Here is a 26,903-nt window from a genome sequence, read left to right as displayed (position 1 = left end):
CAAGCTCGCCTGGCCCGCCAATCCATGCCTCAAACCGATCACGACCGCGCCATCGCCCTCGCCGGCGTGTTGCAAGCCGCCGAACTGGTCCGCGAGATCGCCCGTCGCGGCCAGGCCAATTCCGAGGATAGCGAGGCGTGCCTGGAGAGCCTGCTCAAGATCGACGCCGCCAGCAGCAGCGACGTCTACGGCGGATTGCAGCGGCTGCGTTCCGGCCTGCGCCTGCTGGAACAACAGCTCGGCAACCCCCGAGACATGGAGCTGACCCGCTATGCCGTCGCCTTGTTGGGCCTGGAACGCAAGCTGGCGCGACGCACGGACCTTCTGAAGGCCATCGGCGCCGGCCTGGAGGAAGTCATGCAGAATCTGGCCCATTTCCCGCTCAATCACAGCAATACCGTGGCCCGCTTCGCCGATCTGTACCTGAAGAATATCAGCACCTTGTCACCTCGGATCATGGTCAATGGCGATCCGGTGCACCTCAATAATTCCGAAAACGCCAACCGAATTCGCGCGCTGCTGTTGGCGGGCATCCGCGCGGCCACCTTGTGGCGACAAAGCGGCGGCGGCCGGCTGACTTTGTTGCTGCGGCGCAATCCGTTGTTGCGGGAAACCCGGATGCTGCTGGCTCGTCTGGACTGAAGGTCGCGCTTTAATTCTTGCGATACGCGTCCACGATGTTGGGCAGTTGGGCGATCTTGTCGAGCACCCGGCTCAATTGCACCACATCGGTGATTTCCAGGGTCAGCCCCATGCGAGCCATGGTGGTTCCCTTATCGGTGAGGGTATTCGCTCCCAGCACGTTGACCTGATCGTTGGCCAGGATCGAGGTAATGTCGCGCAACAGCCCCGCACGGTCGTGGGCGACGATCATGATGTCCACCGGATAGGTGGCCGGCGTCTCGCCCCAACTCACTTCGATCACGCGCTCGTGATGCTGGGCGGCCAACCCGAGAAAGTTGGTGCAATCCTGACGGTGGATGGTCACCCCCCGCCCCTGGGTGGTGTAGCCGGCTATGGGTTCGAACGGCGCCGGCTGGCAGCATTGCGCCATCTGGGTCAACAGATGGCCGATGCCGCGAATCCGCACGCTGTCCTTGCTGACAGCGTGAGCTTTGGCCTTGCGGGTGAAAATCGGGTCTTCCTTGGGCGCGGCGGGCGGCGGCAACAAATCCTGAATCCTGACGATCACCTGGGCGGTGCTGACGGCGCCGTGGCCGATGGCCGCGAACAATTCCTCCGGTTTGGAAAAACCGAGCCGGTCGGCCACTTTTTCCAGTTTGAGCTGCTTGATCCCCAGCCGCTGAAACTCATGTTCCAACGCGATGCGCCCGGTGGCGACCGTCTTGTCCTGATCCTGCTGGAACAGCCATTGGCGGATTTTGGCCTTGGCCCGATTGGTTTTGACGTAGCCCAGATGGGGGCTGAGCCAATCGCGACTGGGACCGCCGGTTTTGGCCGTCAATACCTCCACCTGTTCGCCGTTCTTGAGCTCGTAGCCCAGCGGCACGATCCGGCCGTTGACCTTGGCGCCCCGGCAGCGGTGGCCGATTTCGGTATGAATGTGATAGGCGAAATCCAGCGGGGTGGCGCCCTGCGCCAATTCGATGATGGCGCCCTTGGGGGTGATGGCATAAACCCGGTCCTGAAACGCCTCGGCTTTGAAGCGTTCCAGCAGATCGCCCTCGTCGGCATCCTCATCCCGCGACTCCAGGATCTGGCGCAACCAAGCAATCTGCTGTTCGGCCATCTGGCCGGGGCTCACCTCGCCCTCTTTATAACGCCAATGAGCCGCTATTCCCAGTTCGGCATTTTGGTGCATGTCATGAGTTCGGATTTGCACCTCCACCGGACGACCTTCGGGCCCGGCGACCGCCGTATGCAGCGATTGATAGCCGTTGGGCTTGGGACGGACGATGTAATCATCGAACTCCTGATGAATATGGTTCCAATGGGCGTGAACCACCCCGAGCGTGGCGTAACAATCGTTGACCGTCTCCACCATCACCCGCACTGCCCGCACGTCGAAGATCTGTTCGAAGGATAATTTCTTGCGCTGCATCTTCCGCCAGATGCTGTAGATATGCTTGACCCGGCCGCTGACCTCGGCGCGGATGCCGGCCCGCCGCATAAAATCACGCAGTTCCTCCATGACTCGCGCGATGTAGCGCTCCCGGTCGGCGCGGCGTTCGTCGAGCGCGGCAGCGATCTGCTTGTAAACCGTCGGGTCCAGGTAGCGCAGGGCCAGATCTTCCATTTCCCACTTGATACGGCCGATGCCCAAGCGGTTGGCGAGTGGAGTAAAGATGTCGAGCGTTTCCTGGGCGATGCGCCGGCGCTCCTCCGCGGGCGACCGGCCGAGCTGGCGCAGGGTGTACAGGCGCATCGCCAGCTTGACGAGCACGACCCGCACATCCTGCGCCATCGCCAGCAGCATCTTGCGCAAGCTCTCCAACTGGCGGCCGGCGTGCGGGCTGTTCTGGTGCAGTTCGCCGATGGTGTCGAGCTTGCTGATGCTTTCCACCAGGCGGGTGATGGCGAGGCCGAAGGCGTCCTGGAGCCGCTCGCGCTTGAGGCGTCCGGCCGCCACTGCTTCGTGCAGCAACGCGGCGGCGACCACTTCGTGATCCACGCCCAAATCAGCCAATAGATCGGCGACCGCCAAATCCGGCTCGCCGCTCAGCGCATAAGCGCTTCGGACGGTTTCGATTTGAGTGGCCGACCACCGGACTTGCAGCGTATCCAGCCAAGTATCGAAATCCGCGCCGGCCAGCGCGGTCTGCCTGGAACTGACCATAAGCATCCCCAGAAAAACATCCAGAATGGACTACGGACCGCTGCCGGAAGTTCGGCGCGGCAAAGGCGGGGAAGTTCGAGCGGACGAAGCTGATTATAGAATTATAGACGGACTGAGAAGAGCCACCCGTCTGATGCCCTCCCCCACGGATCGAGGGAGGGCGTGACCGACTAGCACAGCGGGAGCGTGGCGGGACCTAATTGTTCTTGGCGCCCTGATCCACCCAGTTGCGGATGGCGGCCAGTTGCGCGTCCGGCAGCTTGACCTTGCCATGCGGCATCCGGATGGACGGATCGACGCCGGAACGCCCTTCGATCAGCCGGTTCAAGCTGCTGTTGAGGCTTTGCCCGGCGACGATGACGGGACCCATCTTGGTCCCCTTCATCAAGTGGTCATACGTGTCCACCGCCAGGCCGGTCTTTTGATAGCCTTCGCCGCTGGGCGGAGTATGGCATTCCGCGCAGCTCGCCTTCAGAACCGGGAGTACGTCCTTCTGGAAGCTTACGACTTTGGTCGGCTGTTCGGCGGAACAACCAACCAGAACGCCCAGCCCCAAAACCAACGCGGTTGCAACCAGTTTACGAGAGTTCATGGGTTGTCCCTTGGATGCATTCTAGTATCTAGACAGAGTTAATCATTACAGAAGGTACGGTTCTAATCTTAGCAGACTGCGTGCTTGAGGATGAACTCAAAAGCGCTCCGTGTAAGTACCCTCACGGAAAATCCTTATTTAACGGATTCAGCGTTATACTAAGGTGGCTGACGCACGCGGCGTAAAAGACCATCAATGCAAACGACACCGGGTGCGGACATTAAAACGCTTGCCGTTTCCCGATTTCGAGCAATGTCGCGGTTTTCTCGCGCGTTGCGTCCGACTTTTGCGGTTGACGCATCAATCACGGTCGGGCATGACCTCCATTGTCAACAAAACAGGAAGAAAACGTGATGAGCCATAAAATCACTCCAGAACTACAACGACTTATCGAAGCCCGCCATCACGATCCCTTCGCTTTGCTAGGCCGGCATCCTCAAGATAACGAGCTCGTGGTTCGCGTCCATCTGCCCTATGCCAAAGACGTTAAAATCGCCGAGGGCGACTTGCCGCTACAGCGCCTCGCCAATACCGATCTTTTCGAGTGGCACGGCAAGCCCAAGCAGGTTCCCGAGCGCTACCAGCTGAGTTGGCACGATTCCGACGATAACGAATATACGGCTTACGACCCTTATTGTTTCCCACCGCAAATCGCCGATTTTGACCTTTATCTATTCGGCGAAGGCAAGCACTGGCACGCCTACCGCTTCTTGGGCGCGCACCCCCATGTGGCGGACGGCGTTTCCGGCGTGCTGTTCGGGGTTTGGGCGCCCAACGCCGAGCGGGTCAGCGTGGTCGGCAACTTCAACCGGTGGGACGGCCGCTGCCATCCGATGCGGGGTCGCGGCGCCAGCGGCATCTGGGAATTGTTCATTCCCGGCCTTTGCGCGGGCGATCTCTACAAGTTCGAACTTCGCAACCGCCACAGCGGCGTGGTTTTCCTAAAATCGGACCCTTACGGCCAGCATTTCGAAATGCGGCCCAGCACGTCCACCATCGTCCCCAAACCCGACACCTACACCTGGGGTGACGGCGCATGGATGGACAAGCGCAAAAGCTTCGACTGGCTGCACCAACCGATGTCGGTCTACGAGGTCCATCTCGGTTCCTGGCGGCGCGGCTGGGAAGGCGAGTTCATCAATTATCGGGAGCTGGCGCATCAATTGGTGGAGTATGTCAAGGACCTGGGCTTCACCCACATCGAGCTGCTGCCGATCACCGAGCATCCGTTCGACGGCTCCTGGGGTTATCAGACCATCGGCTATTATGCCCCGACCAGTCGCTTCGGAACGCCGGAGGAATTTCGTTACTTCATGGATTACTGCCACCAGCATGACATCGGCGTGATTCTCGACTGGGTGCCGGCGCATTTTCCCAAGGACGCTCACGGCTTGGCGCGTTTCGACGGCGAGCCGCTCTACGAACATGCCGACTCTCGCTTGGGCGAGCATCTCGACTGGGGCACGCTGATCTTCAACTACGGCCGTTATGAGGTCAAAAATTTCCTGCTGTCCAGCGCTCTGTACTGGATGGAGGAATTCCACCTCGACGGCCTGCGGGTGGATGCGGTGGCCTCGATGCTGTACCTGGATTACTCGCGCAAGGAATGGATTCCGAACAAATACGGCGGGCGCGAAAACCTAGACGCCATCGAATTCCTACGCGAGTTGAACACCGTCGTCCACAGCGAGCATCCCGGCGCCCTGGTGATCGCCGAGGAATCGACCTCCTGGCCGCAGGTCACCCGGCCCACCTATCTCGGCGGATTGGGGTTCAGCCTGAAATGGAACATGGGCTGGATGAACGACACGCTGCGCTATATGGCCCAGAATCCGATCCATCGCAAATACCACCACGACCTGCTGACCTTCAGCATGTTGTACTGCTTCACCGAGAACTTCATGCTGCCGTTTTCCCACGATGAGGTGGTGCACGGCAAGGGGTCGATGCTCTACAAGATGCCGGGCGACGAATGGCAGCGTTTCGCCAATTTGCGGCTGCTCTATACGTATATGTTCACCCATCCGGGGAAAAAGCTGCTGTTCATGGGTACGGAGTTTGGCCAGGGTACCGAATGGAACGAGGCCAGCACCCTGGACTGGTACGTGCTTGAATACCATTTCCACCAAGGAATGCAATTGCTGGTCAAGGATTTGAATCGATTGTATCGCGCGAATGCGGCCCTGCATCACTTTGAGTTTGAATGGCAGGGTTTCCAGTGGATCGACTGCCACGACGCCGAGCAATCCATCGTCAGCTACATCCGCAAGAAGGATGATGATTTTCTGGTGGTCATCGTCAATTTCACCCCGGTGCCCCGCCACGGCTACCGGATTGGCGTCCCACGGCAGGGCCGGTATACGGAAGTGCTCAATTCCGATTCCCACTATTACGGCGGTAGCGGCGTCGGCAACGGGGATATCGAGTTGATCGCCGAGGAACGGCCGTGGATGGAAAACCCCTATTCGATCTGCCTTACCGTACCCCCGCTGGGCGGTATCGTCCTGCGGCCGGACCCGCTGCCGCAACCCGAACCGATCGAAGCCAGCGCCGAACTAGAGGCACCGGCCGAAACTCAGGCGGCCGTTGCAGGAGCGGTGGAACCGTCGGCCGAAGAAGCGGTTAACCCGTCAGAGGTCGCGGCGGCGCCCAGATAATAAAGCCGCCGCAAACTATCGCCTCTCAAGCCAAGGCGCGGCATGGCCGGCACCTTGGCTTTTTTCAGACAGCGCCAGTTGCGATCCATGCAACAACCGCGCGTTTTCGCAGTGCTCGCTCTTTCAAGCGGGCCGGCCGTGCCATGGGCCATTGGAAAAGGCCGCCAGAGCGCCCTCCGCAAGGCATCGGTTCGGGCGAGCCTTCGCGATGGTAGCAACCCACCGTGTCCCGGCGCGTTGCCCGCTTGGTTTTGATCGGCTCAATCAGTCACCGCCATGAGCGAACAGCCTGTTTTTCAGCCCGCCTGGTGGCTGCCCGGCCCGCACGCGCAAACCCTGTGGCCGGTGTTGTGCCGGCGCCGCCCGCGCCCGCCGTTGCGCCGCGAGCGCCTGGAATTGCCGGATGGCGACTTTCTGGATTTGGCGTGGACGGCGGGGGAGCGAGGACCCATCGTGCTGGTGGTGCACGGCTTGGAAGGCTCCAGCGATTCCCACTATGCGCGCGGGCTGCTGGCCGCCATCGACCAGCGTGGTTGGCGTGGCGCGTTCATGCACTTTCGCGGCTGTGGCGGGCGTCCGAACCGGCTGGCGCGCAGCTATTGCGCGGGGGATACCGCCGATATCGCCTACGTAGCGAACGCGCTGCGCCAGCGCGAACCCGCAACAGCGCTGGCCGGCGTCGGCTACTCGCTGGGCGGCAACGCGCTACTCAAGTGGCTGGGCGAGGCCCGAACCGATCCGCCGTTGCGCGCGGCAGTGGCGGTCTCGGTACCCTTCCTGCTCGATGCCGCCGCGCGCCGCTTGGGCAGCGGCTTTTCGCGCCTTTACCAGCGCCATCTGCTCGGCGCGCTGAAGCGCGGTTATCGGGCAAAATTCCGCCGCCGCAGCGATGGACCGGTAGGGCTGGATCAATTGAATGGACTACAGGATTTCTACGCCTTCGACGATCAGGTCACCGCGCCGCTGCACGGCTACGCCGGGGTCGGAGACTACTATGCCCGCGCCAGTTGCCGGCAGTATCTGAGGCAGATTCAGGTGCCGACCCTGATCTTGCACGCGCGCGATGACCCGTTCATGACGGCCGATGCCATACCGGACGCGACGGAACTTTCCGCTCGCGTCCGGCTGGAGCTGACCCCTGGCGGCGGCCATGTCGGTTTTGTGGGCGGTTGTTGGCCGTGGCGGGCCGATTACTGGCTGGAACGGCGCATTCCCGCATTTCTGGAAGAATGCTGGTGACTTTTCACACCGCGACAGCAGCCAGCGCGTCGGGATCGGCTTTCCCGGCGCTGGTTTCAAAGCGGCGGGAACAGCGCGAAGCCGGCGACCCTCAAACGCCCGCCGCCACCCTCATCCGATCCTGAACAAACTCGTAAACCCTACCCACCGTTTCAAAATCCTCGGCGCTGATCTCGTCATCCGCGACCTGAATGCCAAACCGATCTTCCATGGCCTTGAGCAAGGCGATCACCGCTATCGAGTCGAATTCCGGAACGCTGCCCAACAACGGCGTATCCGGGCCGAATTTTTCTGTCCGGTCGTCCAAATGCAGCAGCTCGATGACAAGCCGCCGAACGTCGTCGAATTCGACCATTGAAGACCATCTCCTGGAGTGGGAAGCCAAGAAAAACGCTTGGCGCGGACATCAAACCCGCCCGGTGCGTGAAGATAGTCAAGATAGCGTCGACTCTGGCAAGAATCCAGCCAATTAATCAATTCGGGCAAGATTTAGCTTGCGAGCCAGCACCACATAACCCAACACCGGTTGCTCACCCTCCTGGCGCAGCGTGACGGGGGTCACCGTCACCGCGCTTAGACCGCTGTCGGTCAGGATTTGCTCTAGGTAACCAGCGGTATGACTGTAACGACCGCTTTTGTTCAGAGAATGGCCTTGTGGGGCGGCCGCCGGCTCCGCCCGTTCCACCGTAAAGGCCAGCCAACCATCGGGCCGGAGCGCGCCGGCCGTCGCCGCGCCAACCGCTTGCAAGTCTCCAAAATAAACCAAGGTATCGGCCGAGACGATCAACTCGTAGGCGTGCTGGCGCTCCCGCAGAAATGCGGTCAGCTCGGCCACCACCAGTTCATCGTAGCCGCCGCGCGCGCGCGCCTTGTCCACCATCCGGGACGACAAATCGACGCCGGTCAGATGGCGGGCGTAGGGCCTAAGCAGCGGCGCGCATAACCCCGTGCCGCAACCCGCGTCCAACACCGCCCATTGGCCGGTTCCCGCGCCCGCAACCTCGGCCAGCCGTTCGCCGAGCAAGACTGGCGCTCGATAGCCCAGCTTTTGCAGGTGTTGGTCGAACTGATCGGCGTAGCGGTCGAACAAATCGGTCACATAGGCATCGGAAGCCCGCGCCGGCTGCTCCGCGCCGAACCACGCCGCCAACCGATGCTGGGCGACCGGATCGTCCGGCATCAACTTGAGCCAGTGCTGCAACAGAGCCAAGGCGTTCTCGGTGCCGCCCAATTGAAACACTGCGTTGCCCAAGACCTCCCGCGCCTCTTCGATCCGGTTCAGGCGATGCAGCACGGTACCCATCAGCAGCAGCGCGTTTTGATGGGTGCCGTTGGTTTGCAAGGTGATGTCGAGCGCCGCGCGCGCGTCTTCGGTTCGGCCCGCCTCCGCCAGCAGCGCGCCGAGCCGGTACTGGATTTCCGGATCGTTGGGTCGGCGTTCGCTGGCCAACTGATACGCCGCCAACGCTTCCGGCAACCGGCCCAACCCCTTGAGCAAGACGCCCAGATTGACGCACGCCTCCACCTCGTCGGGCCGCAGGATGATCGCTTGCCGGTAGGCGGCGATGGCGTCCTCATGGCGCTGTTGGACGATCAAGACGTTGCCGAGATTGGTATGGGCGGATGCGTAGGTGGGAGCCACGCGGATGGCCCGGCGCAACAGCTGTTCGGCCTGGGTCGATTGGCCGCGCTGCTGCTGGAGAATCCCGAAAAAATTCAGCGCTTCGGGAAAATCCGGCCGGCTGCGCAACACCCGCTCGTAAAGCGACTGGGCTTCCACCAAATTACCTTGGCGGTGCAAGTTCATGGCTTGCATCAGCAACGCCGAAACGTCAGCGGCGTGAGAACCGGCGTCGGCTGCCGGTTGCGGTTGCTTGGCTTTATTACGCTTGTCGTTCACAGCACGCGCTCCCATTGCGAACCGCATTGGAAATCAAGGATTTTTGCCCGCCATCACCACGAAACCGATGACCGGCCGGCCGCCTTCCAACCGCAAAGTGATGGTTTTTAGCGATTCAATCGTCAATCCCGCCCGAACCAGCGCTTGCCGCAAATACGGTTCGGAATGCCGGTAGCGGCCGCTGGGATCGAGATCGAAGCCCGTCGATGCGTCAGCGTCAGCAACCCGTTCCACGGTGAACGCCAGCCAGCCGCCCGCGCGTAAAGCGGCCGCGGCAGCGGTCAGCACCGGTTCCAGTTGGCCGAAATAAATCAAGGTGTCGGCGGACACGATCAGATCGTAAGCCGCCGGACGGCCCGTCAGAAAAGCGGTCAATTCGACGACGGCCAATTCGTCGTAATCCCCACGGGTCCGCGCCCGCTCGATCATGCGCGGCGACAGATCCACTCCGACCAACCGACCGGCATAAGGGCGCAGCAGCGGACCGCAAAGCCCGGTGCCGCAGCCGGCATCCAGCACGCTGAGCGAGCCATCCGGGCCAGCGATCTGAGCGGCGACCGCCGAAGCAATCAATTCCGGCGCCCGATACTCCAGGCGGTGCAGGTGCTCGTCGAAACTGTCGGCCATGTCATCGAACACCTGCCGGACGTAGCCATCGGCGGCCCGCTCCGGCACGTCCTGTCCCGAATGCGCCGCCAGCATGTGCCGGGCCACCGGATGGGTCGGGTCTCGCGCCAACCAGTCCCGAAACAACTCCGAGGCTTCATCATTGCGGTTCAGCTTGTAGAGCAGCAAGCCCAAGCTCTTGTAAGCCATCGCATGGTTGGGTTGCAGGCGGACGGCCTCGCGATAGGCGATGACGGCGCTTTCATGCTGACCCTCGGCCGCCAGCGCCTTACCCAGGTTGAAATGCGCTTCGACTAAAGCGGGCGCTAGCGCGATGGCTTGCTGGAAGGCGGCGACGGCTTCTGCAAAGCGCTGGGAGCGCAATAACATGACACCCTGATTGCAGCGAGCGCTGGGATTGTCAGGAGCCAGTTCGCTGGCTCGTCGATAAGCGTCCGCCGCTTCGTCCCAGCGATCCAGCGCGGCTAATACATTGCCCAGATTGTTCCAGGCGTCGGCATAGCGGGGATCAACGTCCAGCGCCTGACCGATCCATTCAGCCGCCTCTGCATGACGACCTCGCTGCGAAGTCAACACACCCAGGAAATGCAAAGCCTCGATCTGGCGCGAGTTGCGTTGGAGCGCTCGTCTGTATAGGGACTCCGCAGAGTCTAATTGCCCCTGTCGGTGCAATTGCAGGGCTTGAGCCAGCAATTCCGAACTAGAATCTTTCGCTGACCGTTGCTGGCTGGCAAGCGCGCGGCGCTGTTGGCGGTTCATTGCTGATAGCCCAATACACAGCGTTTAATTAAATGTTTAAAGTCAGGTTTATGAAACTGCATATTTCCAACTTCTCAACCAGTTTGTCGCCCGCTTTGACCTAAATAGTCGCCATAGCATGTCAACATGGGCGTTATCGCTCTCGAAGCCTAGCCTATTCCCCAAAGTATTTAATGCAATTTTCGGCATCTTTAAGCGCTAGGACATGTTTGATCCTATCCGCTCAGATAACGGCAAGTAGATGGGATCAAAAAAGGGAGTTCCTTTAGAACATGCAATATCGATTCTTCATTTCTTTCGTACAGCGGCACAAGGTCGCCAGCGAAAGCTTCCATCGTGGCCGCATCGAGTTTGATTTGTGCTATCCATCCGAGGAACAAATAAACGCGCAGGGAATCCTGACTGAATCGAGCGCCATCACGATTTCGCTGGGCATATTTTTCATACAGCGCCGCCCATTCCTGCAACAGCAATTTATTGGAAGGCATAACTAAAATCGCCATCCTTAACCTGAACCTCGACTCGTGAAACTGATTTTCCCTCCACCATCCGCTGTAAAAACTCCTGACTGATCGCTGGCAGCATGGTATTGGTCAGAATCGCATCCACCATCCGCCCGCCGCTTTCCAATTCGGTGCAGCGGCTGGCGATCAGCTTTATCACCTCGTCATCGTAGCCAAACGGCACCTTGTGATTTTCCTTGATCCGCTTCTCGATCCGACCCAGTTGCAGTCGGACGATCTCGCCGATCATTTCATCGCTGAGCGGGTAATACGGAATCGTCACCAACCGGCCCAGCAGGGCGGGTGGGAAAACCTTGAGCAGCGGCTCCCGCAGCGCCTTGCCCAAACCTTCGGCATCAGGCAGCAATTCGGGGTCTTTGCACATGCCCGCGATCAAATCGGTGCCGACGTTGGTCGTCAGCAGGATCAAGGTATTCTTGAAGTCGATGAGCCGGCCTTCGCCATCTTCCATCCAGCCCTTATCGAACACCTGGAAGAAGATTTCATGCACGTCGTGATGGGCCTTTTCCACCTCGTCCAGCAACACCACGCTATAGGGCCGGCGGCGCACCGCCTCGGTCAGCACCCCGCCCTCGCCGTAGCCGACATAGCCCGGCGGCGCGCCTTTGAGGGTGGAGACGGTGTGCGCTTCCTGAAACTCGCTCATGTTGATGGTGATGACGTTTTGCTCGCCGCCGTACAAGGCTTCGGCCAAGGCCAGCGCGGTTTCGGTCTTGCCGACGCCGGAGGGACCGGCCAGCATGAACACGCCGATGGGTTTGTTGGGATTGTCCAGCGCCGCGCGCGAGGTCTGAATGCGACGGGCGATCATCTCCAGCGCGTGGCGCTGGCCGATGATGCGGCGATTGAGGAGGTCGGCCAACCCCAGCACGGTTTCGATTTCGTTCTTGACCATCCGCCCGACCGGGATGCCGGTCCAGTCGGCGACCACGGCGGCGATAGCCTGTGCGTCCACGCTGGGCAGAATCAACGGCGACTCCCCTTGTAAGGCATGAAGCTGGGCTTGGAGCGCTTTCAATTCCGCCAGCCAGCTCTGGCGTTGCGGGTCGGCTTCGGTCTCGGTATCCGCCTCGACGGTACCACCCACGCCGCGCAGTTGGGCGCGCAAGCCTAAAATTTGATCGACCAAGCCCTTTTCTTCCTGCCAGCGGGCATCCAATTCCGCCAGCCTTGCGTTCTCGGCCTGCAATTTTTCATCCGCCGCCGCTTTGCGCTGGACGGTGTCGATGCCGACCGCCGTTTCGCGGCCGATGATATCCAGTTCGGTTTGCAGCGCCTCGATGCGACGGCGACAGTCCTCGACCTCCGCCGGCACCGCGTACAGGCTGATCGCCACCCGCGCGCTGGCGGTATCCAGCAGGCTGACCGCTTTGTCCGGCAACTGCCGGGCCGGGATATAGCGGTGCGACAGCTTGACCGCCGCCTCCAGCGCCTCGTCCAGAATCTGCACCCGATGATGTCGCTCCATGGTCGAGACCATGCCGCGCATCATCAGCAAAGTCTTTTCCTCGCTCGGCTCGCCGACCTGAACCACCTGAAACCGGCGGGTCAGGGCGGGGTCTTTCTCGATGTGCTTTTTGTATTCGGCCCAGGTGGTGGCGGCGATGGTGCGCAGCTTGCCGCGCGCCAAGGCGGGCTTGAGCAGGTTAGCGGCGTCGCCGGTGCCGGCCGCGCCGCCCGCGCCGACCAGAGTATGGGCTTCGTCGATGAACAAGATGATCGGCTTGGGCGAGGACTGCACCTCGTCGATCACCTGGCGCAGCCGGTTCTCGAACTCGCCTTTCATGCTGGCCCCGGCTTGGAGCAGGCCGACATCCAGCACCCGCAGTGTCACATCCTGAAGCGGGGGCGGCACGTCGCCGGAGGCAATCCGCTGGGCGAAACCCTCCACCACCGCCGTCTTGCCGACCCCCGCCTCGCCGGTCAGGATCGGGTTGTTCTGGCGGCGGCGCATCAGAATATCGACGATCTGGCGGATTTCCTCGTCGCGCCCGACGATGGGATCGAGTTCGCCCTGGCGCGCCCGTTCGGTCAAATCGACCGAAAAGCGTTGGAGCGCTTCCTGTTTGCCCATCTGCGCCGGGGCCATCGCCTCGCTGGCTTCCCCTGGCACGGCTCCGCCGCCGACCTGGGAACCATCCGATGCGCGTAATCCAGTCTCTGGAGAGGCGGCGACAATATCGGCAAACTGCTCGACCAACGTATCTAGCTTGATCTTGTCGAATTCCCGCGAAATAGCCGGCAGCGCGTTGCGCAAATCGGGCGTTTTCAGAATCCCGACGATCAAATGGCCGGTGCGCACTTGCGAATCGTTGAACAGCAGGGTGGCGTAAACCCAGGCTTCTTTCACCGCCGCGTCCACATGCGAAGACAGATCGGAAATCGAGGTGGCGCCGCGCGGCAGCCGGTCCAGCGCCTCGGTGAAATCCTTGGCGACCCGGCTCGGATTGAGGTTGAAATGCTGGATGATCCGGTGGACATCCGAATCCTGAAGTTGCAGGATTTGATGCAGCCAATGCACCAGTTCCACATAGGGATTGCCCCGCAGCTTGCAAAAGACGGTGGCGCTTTCGATGGCTTTGTAACCGACGCTGTTCAGTTTCCCGAACAGGGCAACACGGCTGATTTCGGCCATGGATTCGGACTCCAGTGAACGTTATAAATAAAGAGTGAACGGTAAAAACAATGAGCGCGTCAGGCGCAGTAGGTCACAGCGTCCAGTTTCAAATCATCGGCATCGCGAGCCAGCGGCTGGCTGCTCAGCCAGCTGGTCCAACCCAGCCGGGTCTCCGCGCCCAGCACCAGCGGCGGCACCTCTTCCTTTTTGAGGATCAGGTTCACATCCCACAACAGCTCCTCGCCGACATAATTGCGCACCCAAGCCACCAACCGCCGCAAGCTATCGGCGCCCGGCAGGAAGCGCTGGAATTCGGCCAGCGTCATCGGTCCCATGAGGATGCGAAACTTGTACTGACAGTCCCAGGCCCGCTCGCCGATCACCGTGGTTATGCCTAACAAACCGGTGGCGGGCGCTTCGCCCAACCGGCAGCGGCTGACTTCATCCAGCGGCAGCCAGTGGCCGACGAAGGTTTCGACCGCCACCGGCAGCTTGAAAAAATCCCCCAGAATCGCTTCCAAGCCTTCGGGGTTGCGGGTCTGACCGGCCAGCCGGCCGGCATAGTGAAACTTCGCCAAATCGGGCGCGGCGTCCCGGTCCCACAGCGCGGGCGTTCCCAGGCCGAGTTGCGCGCCGACATAGACGTTGAAACGGTCGGTTTCCGGCCGATCGAAACTGACCGTCGGCTCGGCATCGGCCCAGGCCCGATAGAACAGGCACAGCATCCGATGGTGAAAGATATCGGCGAACCCGACGAAGGTCCGGTCGCCCTCGTTGCGCAACCGCCCGCGCGCGTACTCGGTCAGATGGGTCGGCAGCGGGCCATTGGGGCCAAACAGACCGAGAAAATATTCATACAAGCGCGGCGGCCGGTTCTCACCCCCCGGATCGAAGGCGGCCAGCGTCGCCGGCGCAAAAGCCAGCGACGGCTCCTGGGCCAGCCGAATCGGATCGTCGGTCAAACGCAGCGACTTTCCCAGGCGCGGCCGGTCTCGATGCAGGCATTCCAGCCGCCGCAACGCCTGGAAAAAATGAAAGGCATACGGCGTGCGCCGCAACGCTTCGAACAATTCTAGAACGTGTGCCGCTTCCCGATTCTCGCCGGCCATCGCATGATCTCGCCACGTTCGGAGGAATGCACCACCGTTTCAGTAAACGAATTGATGGAGGCGTATTTCGCGAAAAACTGCTCCAGCACCGCCCCCAGCAGAAAAATGCCCGCGCCTTCGAAAGCGCCTTCGTCCAGCGTGACGTTCACCTCCAGGCCCCGCGCGAAGGCGATAGGCCCCGCAATGGGCGCGCGGCGGGTGATGGGAGCCGCCCGGACCGAACGAACCCCGTCGATTTGCTTGCGGGTGGCGGCCTCGGCCAGATCGCCGTACAAGGCCAACAATTCCCGCAACGCCACCGCGCCCTGACGGCGATCGGTATCGGCCAGCGACAGATAATTCAGCGACAAATGGCTGATCAAGCGCCAGGCGGTATCGCCGTGGGCGTGGGAAGGGCGCGGCTTGGTCGGCCCGGCCAGACAGCGCACCGAGCCGACCGGCGCGCCGGAGGTCATGCTAAAGTCGGTCTCGCCCAGCCCGATCGGCATGTGCAGCGGCAGATCGCGATTGGTGCACAGCGCGGTCACCGCCAACTGTTTCAGATTAGACCGATAGGGTGCTTCCCCGGCGTCCACCAAGGATAGAAAAGCCTCGCTGCCGATATAGCTGGAACGGGGTCCGCTGCGGCGCTGCTGGCTGGATAGCTGCCGGGGTAACCGACGCATCGTGTAAAACGCGCGCTGCTCGTGCTGGTCCAACCGGTCGTAGGCGGCATAAAACGGCAGGAATTCCTGTTCCTCGCCTTCCGCCCCGATTCCCGTCACCCCGTTGACCTGATAGACCTCGAAATCCATCGGCCGGGTTCGGTCCGGCACCACATGATGTTCGGCCACCTGCTCGCTCAGATGAATGCGGTCGGCGCGCTTGGGAAACAGATTGATGGCCGGCGCGCAAAACAGCGCGAAATGCTCGGTTTCCAGACTGTTTTCCAGCACCGCGTTGGCTCGGTTGAGCAGGATCAAGATTTCCAGCTCCGAATCCGCGCAACGGCGCACCGCCGGCCCCAAACCCACCAATTCCACGAACAGGTAACGCTGCGGAAACACGAAATATTCGTGCAACAACCGGTAGCCTCGAAAGGAGGGCGGCGCATACGGCAGCAGCGCCTGCTCGTCGGCAAAACCCAAGCGCCGGATGCGCTCGCCGGGCACCACTTCGTGCCAGGGCGCCGGACGCTGGCCCGGCCGGACCACCATCAGCACGGTATTGCTTAACAACTGTTCGTAAACCCGCATGGGCAGTTCGTCGCCGCCGTGCAGGAACAGGGTCAGTCGCTCCAGAGCCAACTTGTCGAAGGTCAGCCCCGGCAGGGTGGTCCGCAGCCGCAGCCGGACGCCCGCTCGCACTTTGTTCAGATCCGGCAGATCGAGCAGCGCCACCGGCTCCTTGCCGGCGAAATACTGAACCTCGGTCAATTCCACCGGCCACAGCGTCACCTCGTGCGCGGTGCGGTACTCGCAGGGGGTCTGGTCGCCCTTGCCCAACAGGCTGCGCAATTCGCTGCCGCGCGGGATGACGAAGCCCTGATCGAGCGCGCCTTCGGTGGGATCGGGCTGAAATTGAGCGACCAGCATCGAGGGGGTCGGGGCCAAATAATGCGGGTAAATGATTTCCAGCAGATGCTGGGTGAAGCGCGGGAACTCGGCGTCTAGCTTGAGCTGGACCCGCGCCGCCAGAAAGCCGAAGCCTTCCAGCAACCGCTCCACGTAAGGATCGGCGCATTCGAAGCCTTCCAATCCCAACCGGCCGGCGATCTTGGGAAATTCCTTGGCGAATTCACCGCCCACTTCGCGCAGGTGTTGCAGTTCCCGGTTGTAATACTCCAGCAGGCGCGGGTCCATCAGCGCCCCCTCGGTCGGTTGGATTCTTCGATCTTGACCTGACCGCTTTCCAGATCGATTTCGGTCTTCAAGTACAGTTGCAGCGGCACCGGCTGCGCCCACAAATCGCCTTCGACTTCAAAGGTCAGGGCGTTGTGACTCATCCGTTCTTCGGTGAGCTCGGCATGAACCCGCAGCGTATGGCGCAGGATACGCGGCTCAAAATCGATGATGGCTTGACGCAGGCTCTGCTCCAGATCGCTGATTTCCAGATTGCGCGCGGTCGCTCCCGCCAGGGCCGGCAGCCCGTAGTTGAGCACCGAACGCGCCGCGAACGGATAGCGCGCGTCCAGTTCGGCGCCGGTCAGGCGCGTGGAATTGAGCAGCCAGGCCAAATCCCGCAGCACGCACTCGCGCAAGCGGCCCATCGACAGCACCCGTTTGTCCCGCGATTCCTGCTGGCGGTCCGGTTCCTCGTCGGTCAAGCGATCCAACAATGAGGGTTGCAGCCGCTCCTTGGGGGTGAGTTCAGCCATCGCCGGCCCTGGCCTCCGCAGGAGCTTCGGGCGTGGGAATGTCCCCGACATCCAGCGCGATCCGGCGCACGTCCAGCAAGGGATGCTCGCCTTGCTCGGTCGCCAGCATCCGTTGTCCCAGCCCCAACCAGGTTTCCTCCCCGCAGTCGCGCCAGTCGGTCTTGCGCCCCAGTTGGACCAGCGGATCGGGAGCGTCCTGAGAGCCGGGATAGCGCGCGGGAATCAGGCCCACGGTTTCGCCGCCGTTGGCCCAGGTAAACTGGGCCGGAGCCCAAACGAAATCCCGCAAATCGGCGGGTTGTTCGAGTTGGATCGCGCGAATCCGCTGCCAGGGAATCCAGTAGTAACGCCCGTTGAGCACCGCCTCCAGCATCGGACCCAATCGCGGGTCGGCGTCGGCGAGCCACTCGAAAGGCTGCTCGTCCAGCGTTCCGGCGACCGCCGCCGCCGCTTCGAAAGCCTGCTCACGGGTGGCGCGGGCGCGGGCGTATTGCGCGGTCGCGGTCAGCCGCAAGGCGTCCAGCAACAAGGCCACCCAAGGCTCCGGGTCGCCGAACACCAGCGGCGAGCGCCGCCCGGCGAACACTTCGGCGCGCAACAGCTCGCAGCGGATCGCCTCGCGGTAGGTTTGCACCATCGGCAGGCTGGTGGCATCCATTTCGCCCACCACGTTCAACTGATTCAGGGCCCGTTCCCACTGACCCCGCACCGCCAGCAACTGAAACAGGAAAATGCGGTAGCGGGGATTGGCGGGCTCCTTGCGCACTTGCGCCTGCAACTCGGTCAGGGCGTCTTGCAACCGCCCCTCGCGTAGACTTTGCTCGGCTTGCATAAGCGGCGTTTTCCAAATTTTTCGAAGGGAGAAAAACTCCGCGCACCCGGACTGAAACCATCAGGCCGGATACGCGGGTCCCGTTGCAACGCCAGAATAATCTGGCCAGCCGCTCGCTTACAGCTTCTTGTTGGTCTTGACGTCCCAACCCGACTTGCCGGCGGATTTGGTCGCGCCCTTCGCATCCTGAGTGAAGTATTCCTGCTGCATCGAGGTGAAGTTCAAGGACAGGCTCTCGACCGGCAGATCCTCGCCGGCGCCGCCGGTCTGGTAGCTGCTGACGATCACGTCCTTGAAGGTGAACTCCAGGAATTTCTGCTGGCCGCCGTCCTTGCCGGTCGGCTTGCGCATCACCAGCTTGGCTTCCGGGTAGTGATGGCCCGAGCAGCAGGACAGCAACAGTTCGGGCGACGCCGCGCAGAAGTGCATGGTGAAGCTGAAATCGTTCATGCTCACCTTGCTGGCGCCCAGACCGGCGCCGTGTCCGGCGGTACCCAGTTGGTGCGCGCCCCAGGACCAGCTCAGCACCTCGATCCATTCCTTGAATTCATGATCCGAACACTCGCCCTTCACGTCGCCAATTTTCAAAAATGCATCAGCCATCGTCGTATCCTCTCAACAGTCAGTTCATGGTTCATCGATGGTTCAACCACCGCTCCGATCAACGGTGCCTTCGAAACTTCGGGTCTGAAGGACTGCAATTTCCGTCGTCGAGTAAGAATTTGCATATCTCATGCCAGAAAATAAGTCACTCTCTCACTCCTTTTTGCCACCAATTTCGCTTGAAACTCTCAAAAATGGGCCACATTAACCAGCCCATTCTGGCCCAGCGGACCACTACCCCTTGATCGACGGCAGCTTGGATACCAAGCGCAGCGATACCGTCAGCCCTTCCAACTGATAATGCGGGCGCAAGAAGAACTTCGAGGTGTAGTAACCCGGATTGCCTTCCACTTCCTCGACCACCACCTCGGCCGCCGCCAGCGGTTTCATGGCCTTGGTCTCATCGCTGGAAATGGCCGGATTGCCGTCCACATAGTTGTAAATCCATTCCTGCAACCAGCGTTCGAGGGCTTCCCGCTCCTTGAACGAGCCGATCTTGTCCCGCACCATGCACTTGAGGTAATGGGCGAAGCGACAGACCGCGAACAGATAGGGCAGCCGGGCCGACAAGTTGGCGTTGGCGGTGGCGTCCGGGTCGTCGTATTCGGCCGGCTTTTGCAGCGACTGAGCGCCGATGAAGGCGGCGAAGTCGGTGTTTTTCTTGTGGACCAGCGGCATGAAGCCGTTCTTGGCCAGTTCCGCTTCGCGTCGGTCGCTGATCGCGATTTCGGTCGGGCACTTCGCGTCCACCCCGCCGTCGTCGGTCGGGAAGATATGGGTCGGCAAGCCTTCCACCGCGCCGCCGGATTCGATGCCCCGGATCTTGGTGCACCAGCCGTATAGCTTGTAGGCCATGGTGATGTTCTTGGCCATGGCGTAAGCCGAATTGGCCCAGCAATATTTACTGTGGTCGCCACCCTCGATATCTTCCTCGAAATCGAACTCCTCGACCGGATCGGTTTTCGCGCCATAGGGCGTCCGCGCCAGAAACCGCGGCATCGCCAGACCGATGTAGCGCGAATCCTCGGAATCGCGCAAGCCGCGCCAGCCGCCGTATTCCGGCGTTTGGAAAATCTTGGTCAGGTCACGCGGGTTGCTGAGTTCCTGCCAGGACTCCATTTGCATCACGGTGGGCGACGCGCCGGCGATGAACGGCGTGTGGGCGGCGGCGGAGATTTGAGCCATGCTGCGCAGCAGCTCCACATCGGGCGGGCTGTGGTCGAAATGGTAGTCTCCGACCAGACAGCCGAACGGTTCACCGCCGAACTGACCGTACTCTTCCTCGTAGACTTTCTTGAACAGTGGGCTCTGATCCCAGACCACACCCTTGAATTTCTTCAAGGTTCTGCTCAATTCGTTTTTGGTGATGTTCATCACCCGAATCTTGAGCATCTCGTCGGTTTCAGTGTTGAAAACCAGATAGTGCAGACCGCGCCAAGCGCCTTCCAGCTGTTGGAATTCGGGATGGTGCATGATCAGATTGATCTGCTCGCTCAGCTTCCGGTCGATTTCGGCGACCATCGACTCGATCGACTTGAGCACGTCCTTGGAGATCAGCGTGGTATGTTGCAGGGCCTGCTCGGCCAGCGTCTTGACCGCGTGCTCGACCGCTTCCTTGGCTTGGTCGGATTTAGGTTTGAACTCCCGTTGCAACAAGGAGGAAAACTCGTTGGTTTCCAGAACTTCGGCGGCGGCGCCCGCCGGGGCCGCGACAGTCGGATCGGTTTCGGCCATGGTCTATCACTCCTCGGTGGCGGGTTTTTCGCTGTCCTGGGGCTTGGGGGCGGCCGCCAGGGATTGCAGCAAACTCGGATCGTTCAGCACCTTGGCGATCAACTCCTCCGCGCCGGTCTTGCCGTCCATGTAAGTCATCAGATTGGTCAGTTGCTGGCGGGCTTGTAGCAGCTTGTTCAGGGCGTCCACCTTACGCGCCACCGCCGCCGGTGAAAAATCGTCCATGCTTTCGAAGGTGATATCCAGGCTCAGCTCACCTTCGCCCGTCAGGGTGTTGGGCACCCGAAACGCCGCGCGCGGTTTCATCGCCTTCATGCGGCTATCGAAGTTATCCACGTCGATTTCCATGAATTTGCGCTCCGCCACCGGCGCCAGGGGATCGACCGGCTTGCCGGACAGATCGGCCATCACCCCCATCACAAAGGGGATCTGCACTTTCTTCTGCGAGCCGTACACCTCGACGTCGTACTCGATCTGCACGCGCGGCGCTCGGTTGCGCGCGATAAATTTCTGACTGCTCATCGCCATGGGACAATTACCTCTTTAAGATTGATAATTAGCAGCTCACGTTAGACGGCCTTCATTCGCCGGACTCCTCGCCCTGCAAGCCGAAAATCAGCGTGGCTTGCTCGGCTCCGCCAGGGGCAAGATCGTTCAGAATCGCCATGAAATCCTTGGTCACTAGCTTCTTGGCGCGTTTCAACAAAAACGGCACCGGGCTGGACGGTTCGTAGCGTTCGAAGTAGTCGCAAATCTTATCCAGCATCCGCATGGCATCATCACGGCTGCCGATTTCACCGACCACCCACCGCTGGCCGGCGGCGGCCCCCGCGAGCGACTCTCCGTCGGCCATTTCATCCGCCGTCGCCTCAGCAATGAGGCCGACCCCACGTTTTTGCAATTGCTGGGCCAACACATGGTGTATTTCTTTCAATACGCCCGCCAGCGCGCTCATGTCCGGCGCGCGGGCGACGCCGATCAGTTCGGTCAACACCACCTCGATCCGTTTGGCCCGCTCGATGGCTTCGGCGACGGCCGCGGCGGTGGCTTGCAATTCGTCCAGATCGGCATCGAGGAACGCCCCGTCGATCTTGGTCTGGGTGGGCAACTCCGCCGGTTCGTCGCTCGCGAGGGGCGCCAGCAGGCCGCTGGCGATCTGGACATCCCGCAAGCTGAAGCGCCCCAGGGCGCGCGAGTTGACCAGCGGCATTTCCCGCACGCCGCGCAGCGTGGCTTCTTGATCGCACAGCGCCACCAGAACGTTGACCCGCAACGTGGGGTCGTTGTCGTCCTCAGGATCGAGCAGCGGGTAAACGCTGTCCCAATAACGTTCGAGCAAGCCTTCCACCACGCTCAGGCCGGCGGCGAAGCCCGGCAAGCCATCGACATGCAGTAAAGCTCTGGCCAGCGCAACCGCGATCCGCAAGTCCCTAGTCCGCCCGAACAAGCTCAAGGCCGTTGTTTTTACCGCGCGCCAGTCGGGCGGCTGGGCGGGAATGATGGTGTCGCCGTACTGGCGTTCTGGCGTCTCCTGCGCCGCCGCTTCCAGCTCGGCCAATTCCGGGTCGTATTCGAGATCCTCACCGCATGGCGCGGTCGCCTCGATCTCGTCCAACAGTGTCTCGATCTCGATCACGCTCATCGGTCTTGCGCCTCGTCTGCTCGGGTGCCTTGAAGTATAGACGCCTCCGGCAACCCGCCAAGTGATCCACGGCGCTAAGACCTGTGGCGATCATCGTCTATAAAAATTTCCCAGTCATTTCAGAAAGCGCCAAATTGGGCAAATTTGTAAGCAAATTGTAAGAACGCCGCGCTCCCGGCCGCGCCGGCCGCCGCTTTACCCTCGCACCAGATTGCCGTGGCCGCAACCCCGGCTCGCTACCCCGAGCCCCCTATCACCCGACGACGCCCCCCACTGGCTCGACAGACCGGCTTGGCGTGATTGGCCGGTCGGTATAGACTCGATCATTAGCATTCCAACCTTGATTCCTTGTGATCGATTCGATGAATTCCGCCTAGGCGATTGTCACAATCTCCCGGCCAACGGAACGCGCGCCATGCCTCTGAAATTAACCATCACTAGCTATCAGCGGCTCTCGCCCGGCCAAGAAATCGCTAAAACCCTCGGCCGCGAGCCGCTTACCATCGGCCGCGCGGCGCAAAACGACTGGGTGCTGCAAGACCCCGAACGGATTCTGTCCAAGCATCACTGCACCGTCCTTTATCGAGAGGGCGCTTACTTTCTGACCGACTTCAGCGTCAACGGGACCTTTCTCAACGATTCCCAACAGAGAATCGCCCGCAACCAAACCATCGAACTCAATGACGGCGACCATTTCGTACTGGGTGAATACGAAATTTCAGTGGCCTTCGACTCCGGCGAACCCGATTCGAAGGCGCTGTTGGAAGGGCCGTTTACCGATATCGTGCCGCCGTTCGACAGCGATCTGTTGGGCGGCGCGCCGCCGCTCGCCGCCGATCCGCTGCAACACGGCGGCGGCGATGCCTGGCTGGATCACCTCAAACCGCCTTTCGACGATATCCTGTCCGGGGATCGGGGCGGTCCCGATCCGGCGCGACACGCCGCGCCCGCCGCTTCCGATAGGCCCGCCACGACGCCGTCCCCGGATTTATCCTCGCCGGAACGGATCAATTTCGAATTGCCATCGCTGATTACTGGGGCGGGGCTTCGCAAATCGCTCGCACCGACCACGGAACCGCCGTCTGAACCCCTGTTCTCGGCCACGCCAACCTTGCCCGAACCCGGCCTTGCGGTCCAACCCGCGCCGGCGTCCACCGCCTTGCCGGCAACGTCTTCGAGCGCCCCGGAAGCCGCGCCGAAAACGCCGTTGGAACCCGAGTTGCAAATACCGGAACCCGCGCCGATGACGCCCTTGGTCCCCGAGCCGAAAATGCCGACCGCCTCCGTCGAGTCCGGCTTCGACCCGCTCATTCCCGATGACTGGTGGATGCAACCCGCCCCACCCAGCGCCGCCGCGCCGGTCGCGCCGGTCGCGCCGCAACCGATCTCTCAGGTTCCCGCCAAGCAAATCCCGACCTCACCGGTCGCGCCGGTATCGCAACGCCCCTCGGCCGGCCCCGCGCAGCCCGCGCTCGCGGCGGCCTCCGGCGCGGACGTGCTGCTGCGCGCCTTTTGCGAGGGGGCCGGACTGCCGCTCCTGAAACTAGCCGATGCGCAAACGACTGAATTGATGGCCAATCTGGGGGCCATCTTCCGCGAAACCGTGCGGGGGCTGATGGAAGTCTTGCTGGCCCGCAGCGATGTGAAAGGCGAGTTCCGGCTGGATCGCACCACCATGGGCCCGATCGAAAACAACCCGCTCAAGACCTCGCCCGGGCAGCCGCCGCTAGCTCCAGAACAGGTCATGGGCTTGCTGCTGCTCGGACAGAAGGACGCCTACATGCCGCCGGTCCAGGCGGTGCGCGAAGGCTTCGACGACATCAAGGCGCACCAGTTGGCCGTGATGGCGGGCATTCAAGCGGCTTTGAACCATCTGCTGCAACGCTTCGATCCGGGCAATCTGGAAGACCGGCTGGAACAGAATGTGCTTGATAATCTCTGGCCGGCCAACCGCAAGGCCAAATATTGGGATCTGTTCATCGCCGAATATCACGCCATCGCTCGGGAGGCCGAGGACGATTTCAACAAACTGTTCGGCGAAGAATTCGCCCGTGCTTACCAAAGCCGGCTGCGCGACGCTTGAGTTTGGCCCCATACCCACTGCCGCTTTACGGTTTGGATGCTAGGATTGAGTGATAAACCGATCAAATTTAACGCAGCGCCCGCCTTCATCGAAGCGCTGAAACGAGCGACCCCCTCATGAGTTGGTACAGCAAGGTTGTGTGGTCCGAGGGCATGTTCCTGCGCCCCCAGCATTTCCAGCAGCAGGATCGCTATTTGGAAGCCTTTGTCCGCCAGTCGCGCGGCCCGCTGCGCCCTTACGACTGGGGCCTGGTGGAGCTGGCTCTGGACCGGGAAGCCCTGGCGTTGGGCAAGATGGCCGTCACCTCCGCCAAGGGGCTATTGCCCGACGGCACTCCATTCAGCATTCCCGAACACGATCCGCCGCCCACGCCGCTCACCATCGACGCCGGGGTGCGCGACACTCGGGTCATGTTGGCCCTGCCGCTGCGGCGGACCGGCATGGCCGATGTGGAACGCGGCGATCAGACCGACACCGCCGCCCGCTACCGCGCCGTGGCCCGTGAAGTGCGCGACAACAATATCGACACCGCTAACAACAGCGCTTTCGTCGAGGTCGGCGAACCCCGGCTGCGCTTGCTGCTCGACACCCGAGACTGGAGCGAACACACCTGCATCGGCATCGCCCGCGTGGCGGAGCGACGCCCGGACCAGAAGGTCGTGCTGGACGAACAGTACATCCCGCCGTCCTTGGATTGCCGGGGCGTGCCGTCGCTGAACGGCTTCGTCGCCGAGTTGCTCGGCTTGCTGCACCAGCGCGGCGACGCGCTGGCCGAACGCGTGGTGGGAGGCGGCACGGCGCGCGCCGCCTCGCTGGACTTGGCGCAATTCATGCGCTTGCAAACCGTCAACCGCTTCGAGCCGCTGTTCGCGCATCTGGCCATCATGCAGAAGCTGCACCCGGAAACCTTCTATCAGATCGCCTTGCAACTGGCCGGCGAAATGGCGACCTTCACCGACAAGGTCAAACGCCGTCCGCCGACGCTGCCGGCCTACGATCACGACGACCTGCAAAGAACCTTCGAACCGCTGATGCGTGAGCTGCGCCGCTCGCTCAGCCTGGAAGAAGTGGATGCGGCGATCCAGATTCCCCTTGAAGAACGTCAGTACGGCATCCGGGTCGGCATCATCACCGATCGGGAAAAGCCCTTGCTCGCCAAGGCCAACTTCATTCTGGCGGTGCGGGCCGATATGGCCTCCGACACGCTGCGCGCCCGTTTCCCGCCGCAGCTCAAGATCGGCCCGGTCGAGATTATCGCCAAACTCATCAACCACCACCTGCCCGGCATCGGCGTCAACGCTTTGCCGGTCGCCCCGCGTGAAATCCCCTACCGCGCTGATTTCATTTATTTCCGGCTCGACCGCAACAGTGAATTCTGGAAGCAATTGCTCAATTCGGGAGGTTTCGCGTTTTTTGTCGGCGGCGACTTTCCCGGACTGGACATGGTGTTCTGGGCCATCAAAGAGTAATGCCTCGTGACCATCGACGATCCCTTTGCCGGCCCTGACGACGATCCTGGCGAACGCACCGTCATCCGGCCGTCGCCGGGCGGCCGGCGCTCCACCCCCTCGGATGCGACGCGCCCGCCGCCGCGCCCGCCCGAGGCGCCTCCGTCCGAGGAGCCGATCGCGCCGAGCGGCGTTGGCTTGAACCCGTTGGAAGCCGCCGCCGCGCCGCTGCTCGGCCTGATCATGCGCCTTAAGAACACCTCCTCGCACCCCGAACCCGAGCGGTTGCGCCAGCGCATGATCGAGGAGGTCAAAGCCTTCACCGCCAACGCCCGCAACGCCGGCATCGACGAAAAAACCGTCTTCCGCGCCCGCTACATTCTGTGCACCACCCTCGACGAAGTCATCTTGAACACGCCCTGGGGCCGAGCCAGCGAATGGAGTGAAAACAGCCTGCTGATCACCTTTCACAATGAAGCCTGGGGCGGCGAGAAGTTTTTCGAATTGCTGGATTCAATCGTGCTCGACCCGCGCAAGAATCTGTATCTGCTGGAGCTGATGTATTTGTGTCTGGCGTTCGGGCTGCAAGGCCGCTACAAGCTGTTGGAAAACGGCCGCGACCGCCTGGACCAGCAACGGGAACGGGCCTACAACGCCATCCGCAGCGCCCGCGGCGAGTTCGAACGCGATCTGTCCCCGCACTGGCGCGGCGCGCTCGAACCGCGCAATCCGCTGATCCGCTACGTGCCGCTGTGGGTGGTGGCCGGCGTCGCCGCCGCCTTGCTGCTGCTGGCTTTCGCGATTTTCAACTGGTTGCTGAACACCACTTCCGATCCCGTGTTGACCGCGCTGGCCGACATCCGGGGCCAGACCGTGGCCACCGTGCGTCGCGGCGGGATCGCCGCGACGCCGGCCGCCGGCAAACCCAACGCCCAACTGAGCCAGCTCAGCCAGGCCTTACGGACGTTTCTGGACCCGCAAATCCGGCAAGGGCTGGTCGAAGTGATCGAGGGACCCGATCAAACCACGGTGCGCCTCCGCGGCGATGGCCTGTTCGATTCGGGCAAGGCCGAGGTCAAGCCGACATTTTACAACCTGCTCCAGCAAATCGGCGCGGAAATGAACAAGGTGCAGGGCCGGGTGTTGGTCACCGGCCACAGCGACAACGTGCCGATTCGCACCCTGCAATTCCCCTCCAACTGGCATCTGTCCAAGGCCCGCGCCGAAAGCGTGGTCAAGATCCTGGCCACCGGCAGCAACAGCCCCGGCCGTTTCAGCAGCGAAGGCCGCGCCGACACCCAACCGGTCGCCCCCAACAACACCCCGCAGAATCGGGCGCTGAACCGGCGCGTCGATATCGTGCTGCTCGCCCGGGTCAATTAGG

Annotated in this window: 21 protein-coding genes; 6 read left to right on the top strand and 15 right to left on the bottom strand. The window is 61.8% G+C overall.

Annotated elements, in window-relative coordinates; all coding sequences use genetic code 11:
• Positions 1-24: 24 nt before the first annotated feature.
• A complete protein-coding gene (hflD, locus tag IPK09_01415) occupies positions 25-642 on the top strand; it encodes a high frequency lysogenization protein HflD (protein ID MBK7982271.1) in 618 nt (205 codons plus the stop codon).
• 10 nt (positions 643-652) lie between these two features.
• Here the strand turns inward: hflD and relA are convergent, their stop codons facing one another.
• Together relA and IPK09_01405 are read right to left on the bottom strand one after the other, a co-directional pair.
• Positions 653-2,797 carry a GTP diphosphokinase gene (gene relA, locus IPK09_01410; protein MBK7982270.1) on the bottom strand — a complete coding sequence of 715 codons (2,145 nt, stop codon included), beginning with the start codon at positions 2,795-2,797 and terminating at the stop codon, positions 653-655.
• Between the two features lie 196 nt (positions 2,798-2,993).
• Positions 2,994-3,389, bottom strand: a complete 396-nt coding sequence (locus tag IPK09_01405) for a hypothetical protein (protein ID MBK7982269.1) — start codon at positions 3,387-3,389, stop codon at positions 2,994-2,996.
• A gap of 353 nt (positions 3,390-3,742) precedes the next feature.
• Here IPK09_01405 and glgB point away from each other — a divergent pair, with 353 nt between their 5' ends.
• Together glgB and IPK09_01395 are read left to right on the top strand one after the other, a co-directional pair.
• Positions 3,743-6,046, top strand: a complete 2,304-nt coding sequence (gene glgB, locus IPK09_01400; GenBank protein ID MBK7982268.1) for a 1,4-alpha-glucan branching protein GlgB — start codon at positions 3,743-3,745, stop codon at positions 6,044-6,046.
• Between the two features lie 276 nt (positions 6,047-6,322).
• Positions 6,323-7,285, top strand: coding sequence for a hydrolase (locus tag IPK09_01395; GenBank protein ID MBK7982267.1), 963 nt, complete (start codon positions 6,323-6,325; stop codon positions 7,283-7,285).
• A 91-nt stretch (positions 7,286-7,376) separates the two neighbouring features.
• On the opposite strand, the gene IPK09_01390 is transcribed toward IPK09_01395, so the two are convergent.
• The 13 genes from IPK09_01390 to tssA all read right to left on the bottom strand — a co-directional run bounded on the left by IPK09_01390 (position 7,377) and on the right by tssA (position 21,988).
• Entirely contained in the window at positions 7,377-7,640 is a 264-nt protein-coding gene (locus IPK09_01390; GenBank protein ID MBK7982266.1) for an acyl carrier protein, read from the bottom strand.
• Between the two features lie 114 nt (positions 7,641-7,754).
• A complete protein-coding gene (locus IPK09_01385) occupies positions 7,755-9,185 on the bottom strand; it encodes a tetratricopeptide repeat protein (protein MBK7982265.1) in 1,431 nt (476 codons plus the stop codon).
• A gap of 33 nt (positions 9,186-9,218) precedes the next feature.
• Entirely contained in the window at positions 9,219-10,571 is a 1,353-nt protein-coding gene (locus IPK09_01380) for a tetratricopeptide repeat protein (GenBank protein ID MBK7982264.1), read from the bottom strand.
• Positions 10,572-10,786: 215 nt separating this feature from the next.
• Positions 10,787-11,059 (bottom strand): hypothetical protein, encoded by a 273-nt coding sequence (locus tag IPK09_01375; GenBank protein MBK7982263.1) that lies wholly within the window; start codon positions 11,057-11,059, stop codon positions 10,787-10,789.
• A complete protein-coding gene (tssH, locus tag IPK09_01370) occupies positions 11,046-13,730 on the bottom strand; it encodes a type VI secretion system ATPase TssH (protein ID MBK7982262.1) in 2,685 nt (894 codons plus the stop codon). The genes IPK09_01375 and tssH overlap by 14 nt, the downstream gene beginning before the upstream one ends.
• Positions 13,731-13,789: 59 nt before the next feature.
• Positions 13,790-14,821: a type VI secretion system baseplate subunit TssG gene (gene tssG, locus IPK09_01365; protein ID MBK7982261.1), complete on the bottom strand. Its 1,032-nt coding sequence runs from the start codon at positions 14,819-14,821 to the stop codon at positions 13,790-13,792.
• Entirely contained in the window at positions 14,785-16,662 is a 1,878-nt protein-coding gene (tssF, locus tag IPK09_01360) for a type VI secretion system baseplate subunit TssF (GenBank protein MBK7982260.1), read from the bottom strand. The genes tssG and tssF overlap by 37 nt, the downstream gene beginning before the upstream one ends.
• On the bottom strand, positions 16,662-17,177 hold the full coding sequence (gene tssE, locus IPK09_01355) for a type VI secretion system baseplate subunit TssE (GenBank protein MBK7982259.1): 516 nt from the start codon (positions 17,175-17,177) through the stop codon (positions 16,662-16,664). Before tssE ends, tssF begins: the two co-directional genes overlap by 1 nt.
• Positions 17,170-18,009, bottom strand: coding sequence for a virulence protein SciE type (locus tag IPK09_01350; GenBank protein ID MBK7982258.1), 840 nt, complete (start codon positions 18,007-18,009; stop codon positions 17,170-17,172). The genes tssE and IPK09_01350 overlap by 8 nt, the downstream gene beginning before the upstream one ends.
• 117 nt (positions 18,010-18,126) lie before the next feature.
• Positions 18,127-18,612 (bottom strand): type VI secretion system tube protein Hcp, encoded by a 486-nt coding sequence (locus IPK09_01345; GenBank protein MBK7982257.1) that lies wholly within the window; start codon positions 18,610-18,612, stop codon positions 18,127-18,129.
• A 234-nt stretch (positions 18,613-18,846) separates the two neighbouring features.
• On the bottom strand, positions 18,847-20,346 hold the full coding sequence (gene tssC, locus IPK09_01340; GenBank protein ID MBK7982256.1) for a type VI secretion system contractile sheath large subunit: 1,500 nt from the start codon (positions 20,344-20,346) through the stop codon (positions 18,847-18,849).
• Between the two features lie 6 nt (positions 20,347-20,352).
• The gene (gene tssB, locus IPK09_01335; GenBank protein ID MBK7982255.1) at positions 20,353-20,874 is read right to left on the bottom strand and encodes a type VI secretion system contractile sheath small subunit; all 522 of its coding nucleotides are present in this window, start codon (positions 20,872-20,874) and stop codon (positions 20,353-20,355) included.
• 52 nt (positions 20,875-20,926) lie between these two features.
• Positions 20,927-21,988 (bottom strand): type VI secretion system protein TssA, encoded by a 1,062-nt coding sequence (tssA, locus tag IPK09_01330; protein MBK7982254.1) that lies wholly within the window; start codon positions 21,986-21,988, stop codon positions 20,927-20,929.
• Between the two features lie 415 nt (positions 21,989-22,403).
• On the opposite strand from tssA, the gene tagH reads away from it, so the two are divergent.
• From tagH to tssL, 3 genes are all read left to right on the top strand, one after another.
• Positions 22,404-24,071, top strand: a complete 1,668-nt coding sequence (gene tagH / locus IPK09_01325) for a type VI secretion system-associated FHA domain protein TagH (GenBank protein ID MBK7982253.1) — start codon at positions 22,404-22,406, stop codon at positions 24,069-24,071.
• A 116-nt stretch (positions 24,072-24,187) separates the two neighbouring features.
• Complete coding sequence (gene tssK / locus IPK09_01320) at positions 24,188-25,540, top strand: type VI secretion system baseplate subunit TssK (protein ID MBK7982252.1); 1,353 nt, start codon at positions 24,188-24,190, stop codon at positions 25,538-25,540.
• A gap of 6 nt (positions 25,541-25,546) precedes the next feature.
• A complete protein-coding gene (gene tssL, locus IPK09_01315) occupies positions 25,547-26,902 on the top strand; it encodes a type VI secretion system protein TssL (GenBank protein ID MBK7982251.1) in 1,356 nt (451 codons plus the stop codon).
• Position 26,903: the final 1 nt, after the last annotated feature.

This window comes from Candidatus Competibacteraceae bacterium (assembly GCA_016713505.1).
Taxonomy (GTDB): Bacteria; Pseudomonadota; Gammaproteobacteria; order Competibacterales; family Competibacteraceae; genus Competibacter_A.
Note: the sequence above shows the minus strand (reverse complement) of the source record. Positions and strands in the feature narration are given on the sequence as shown.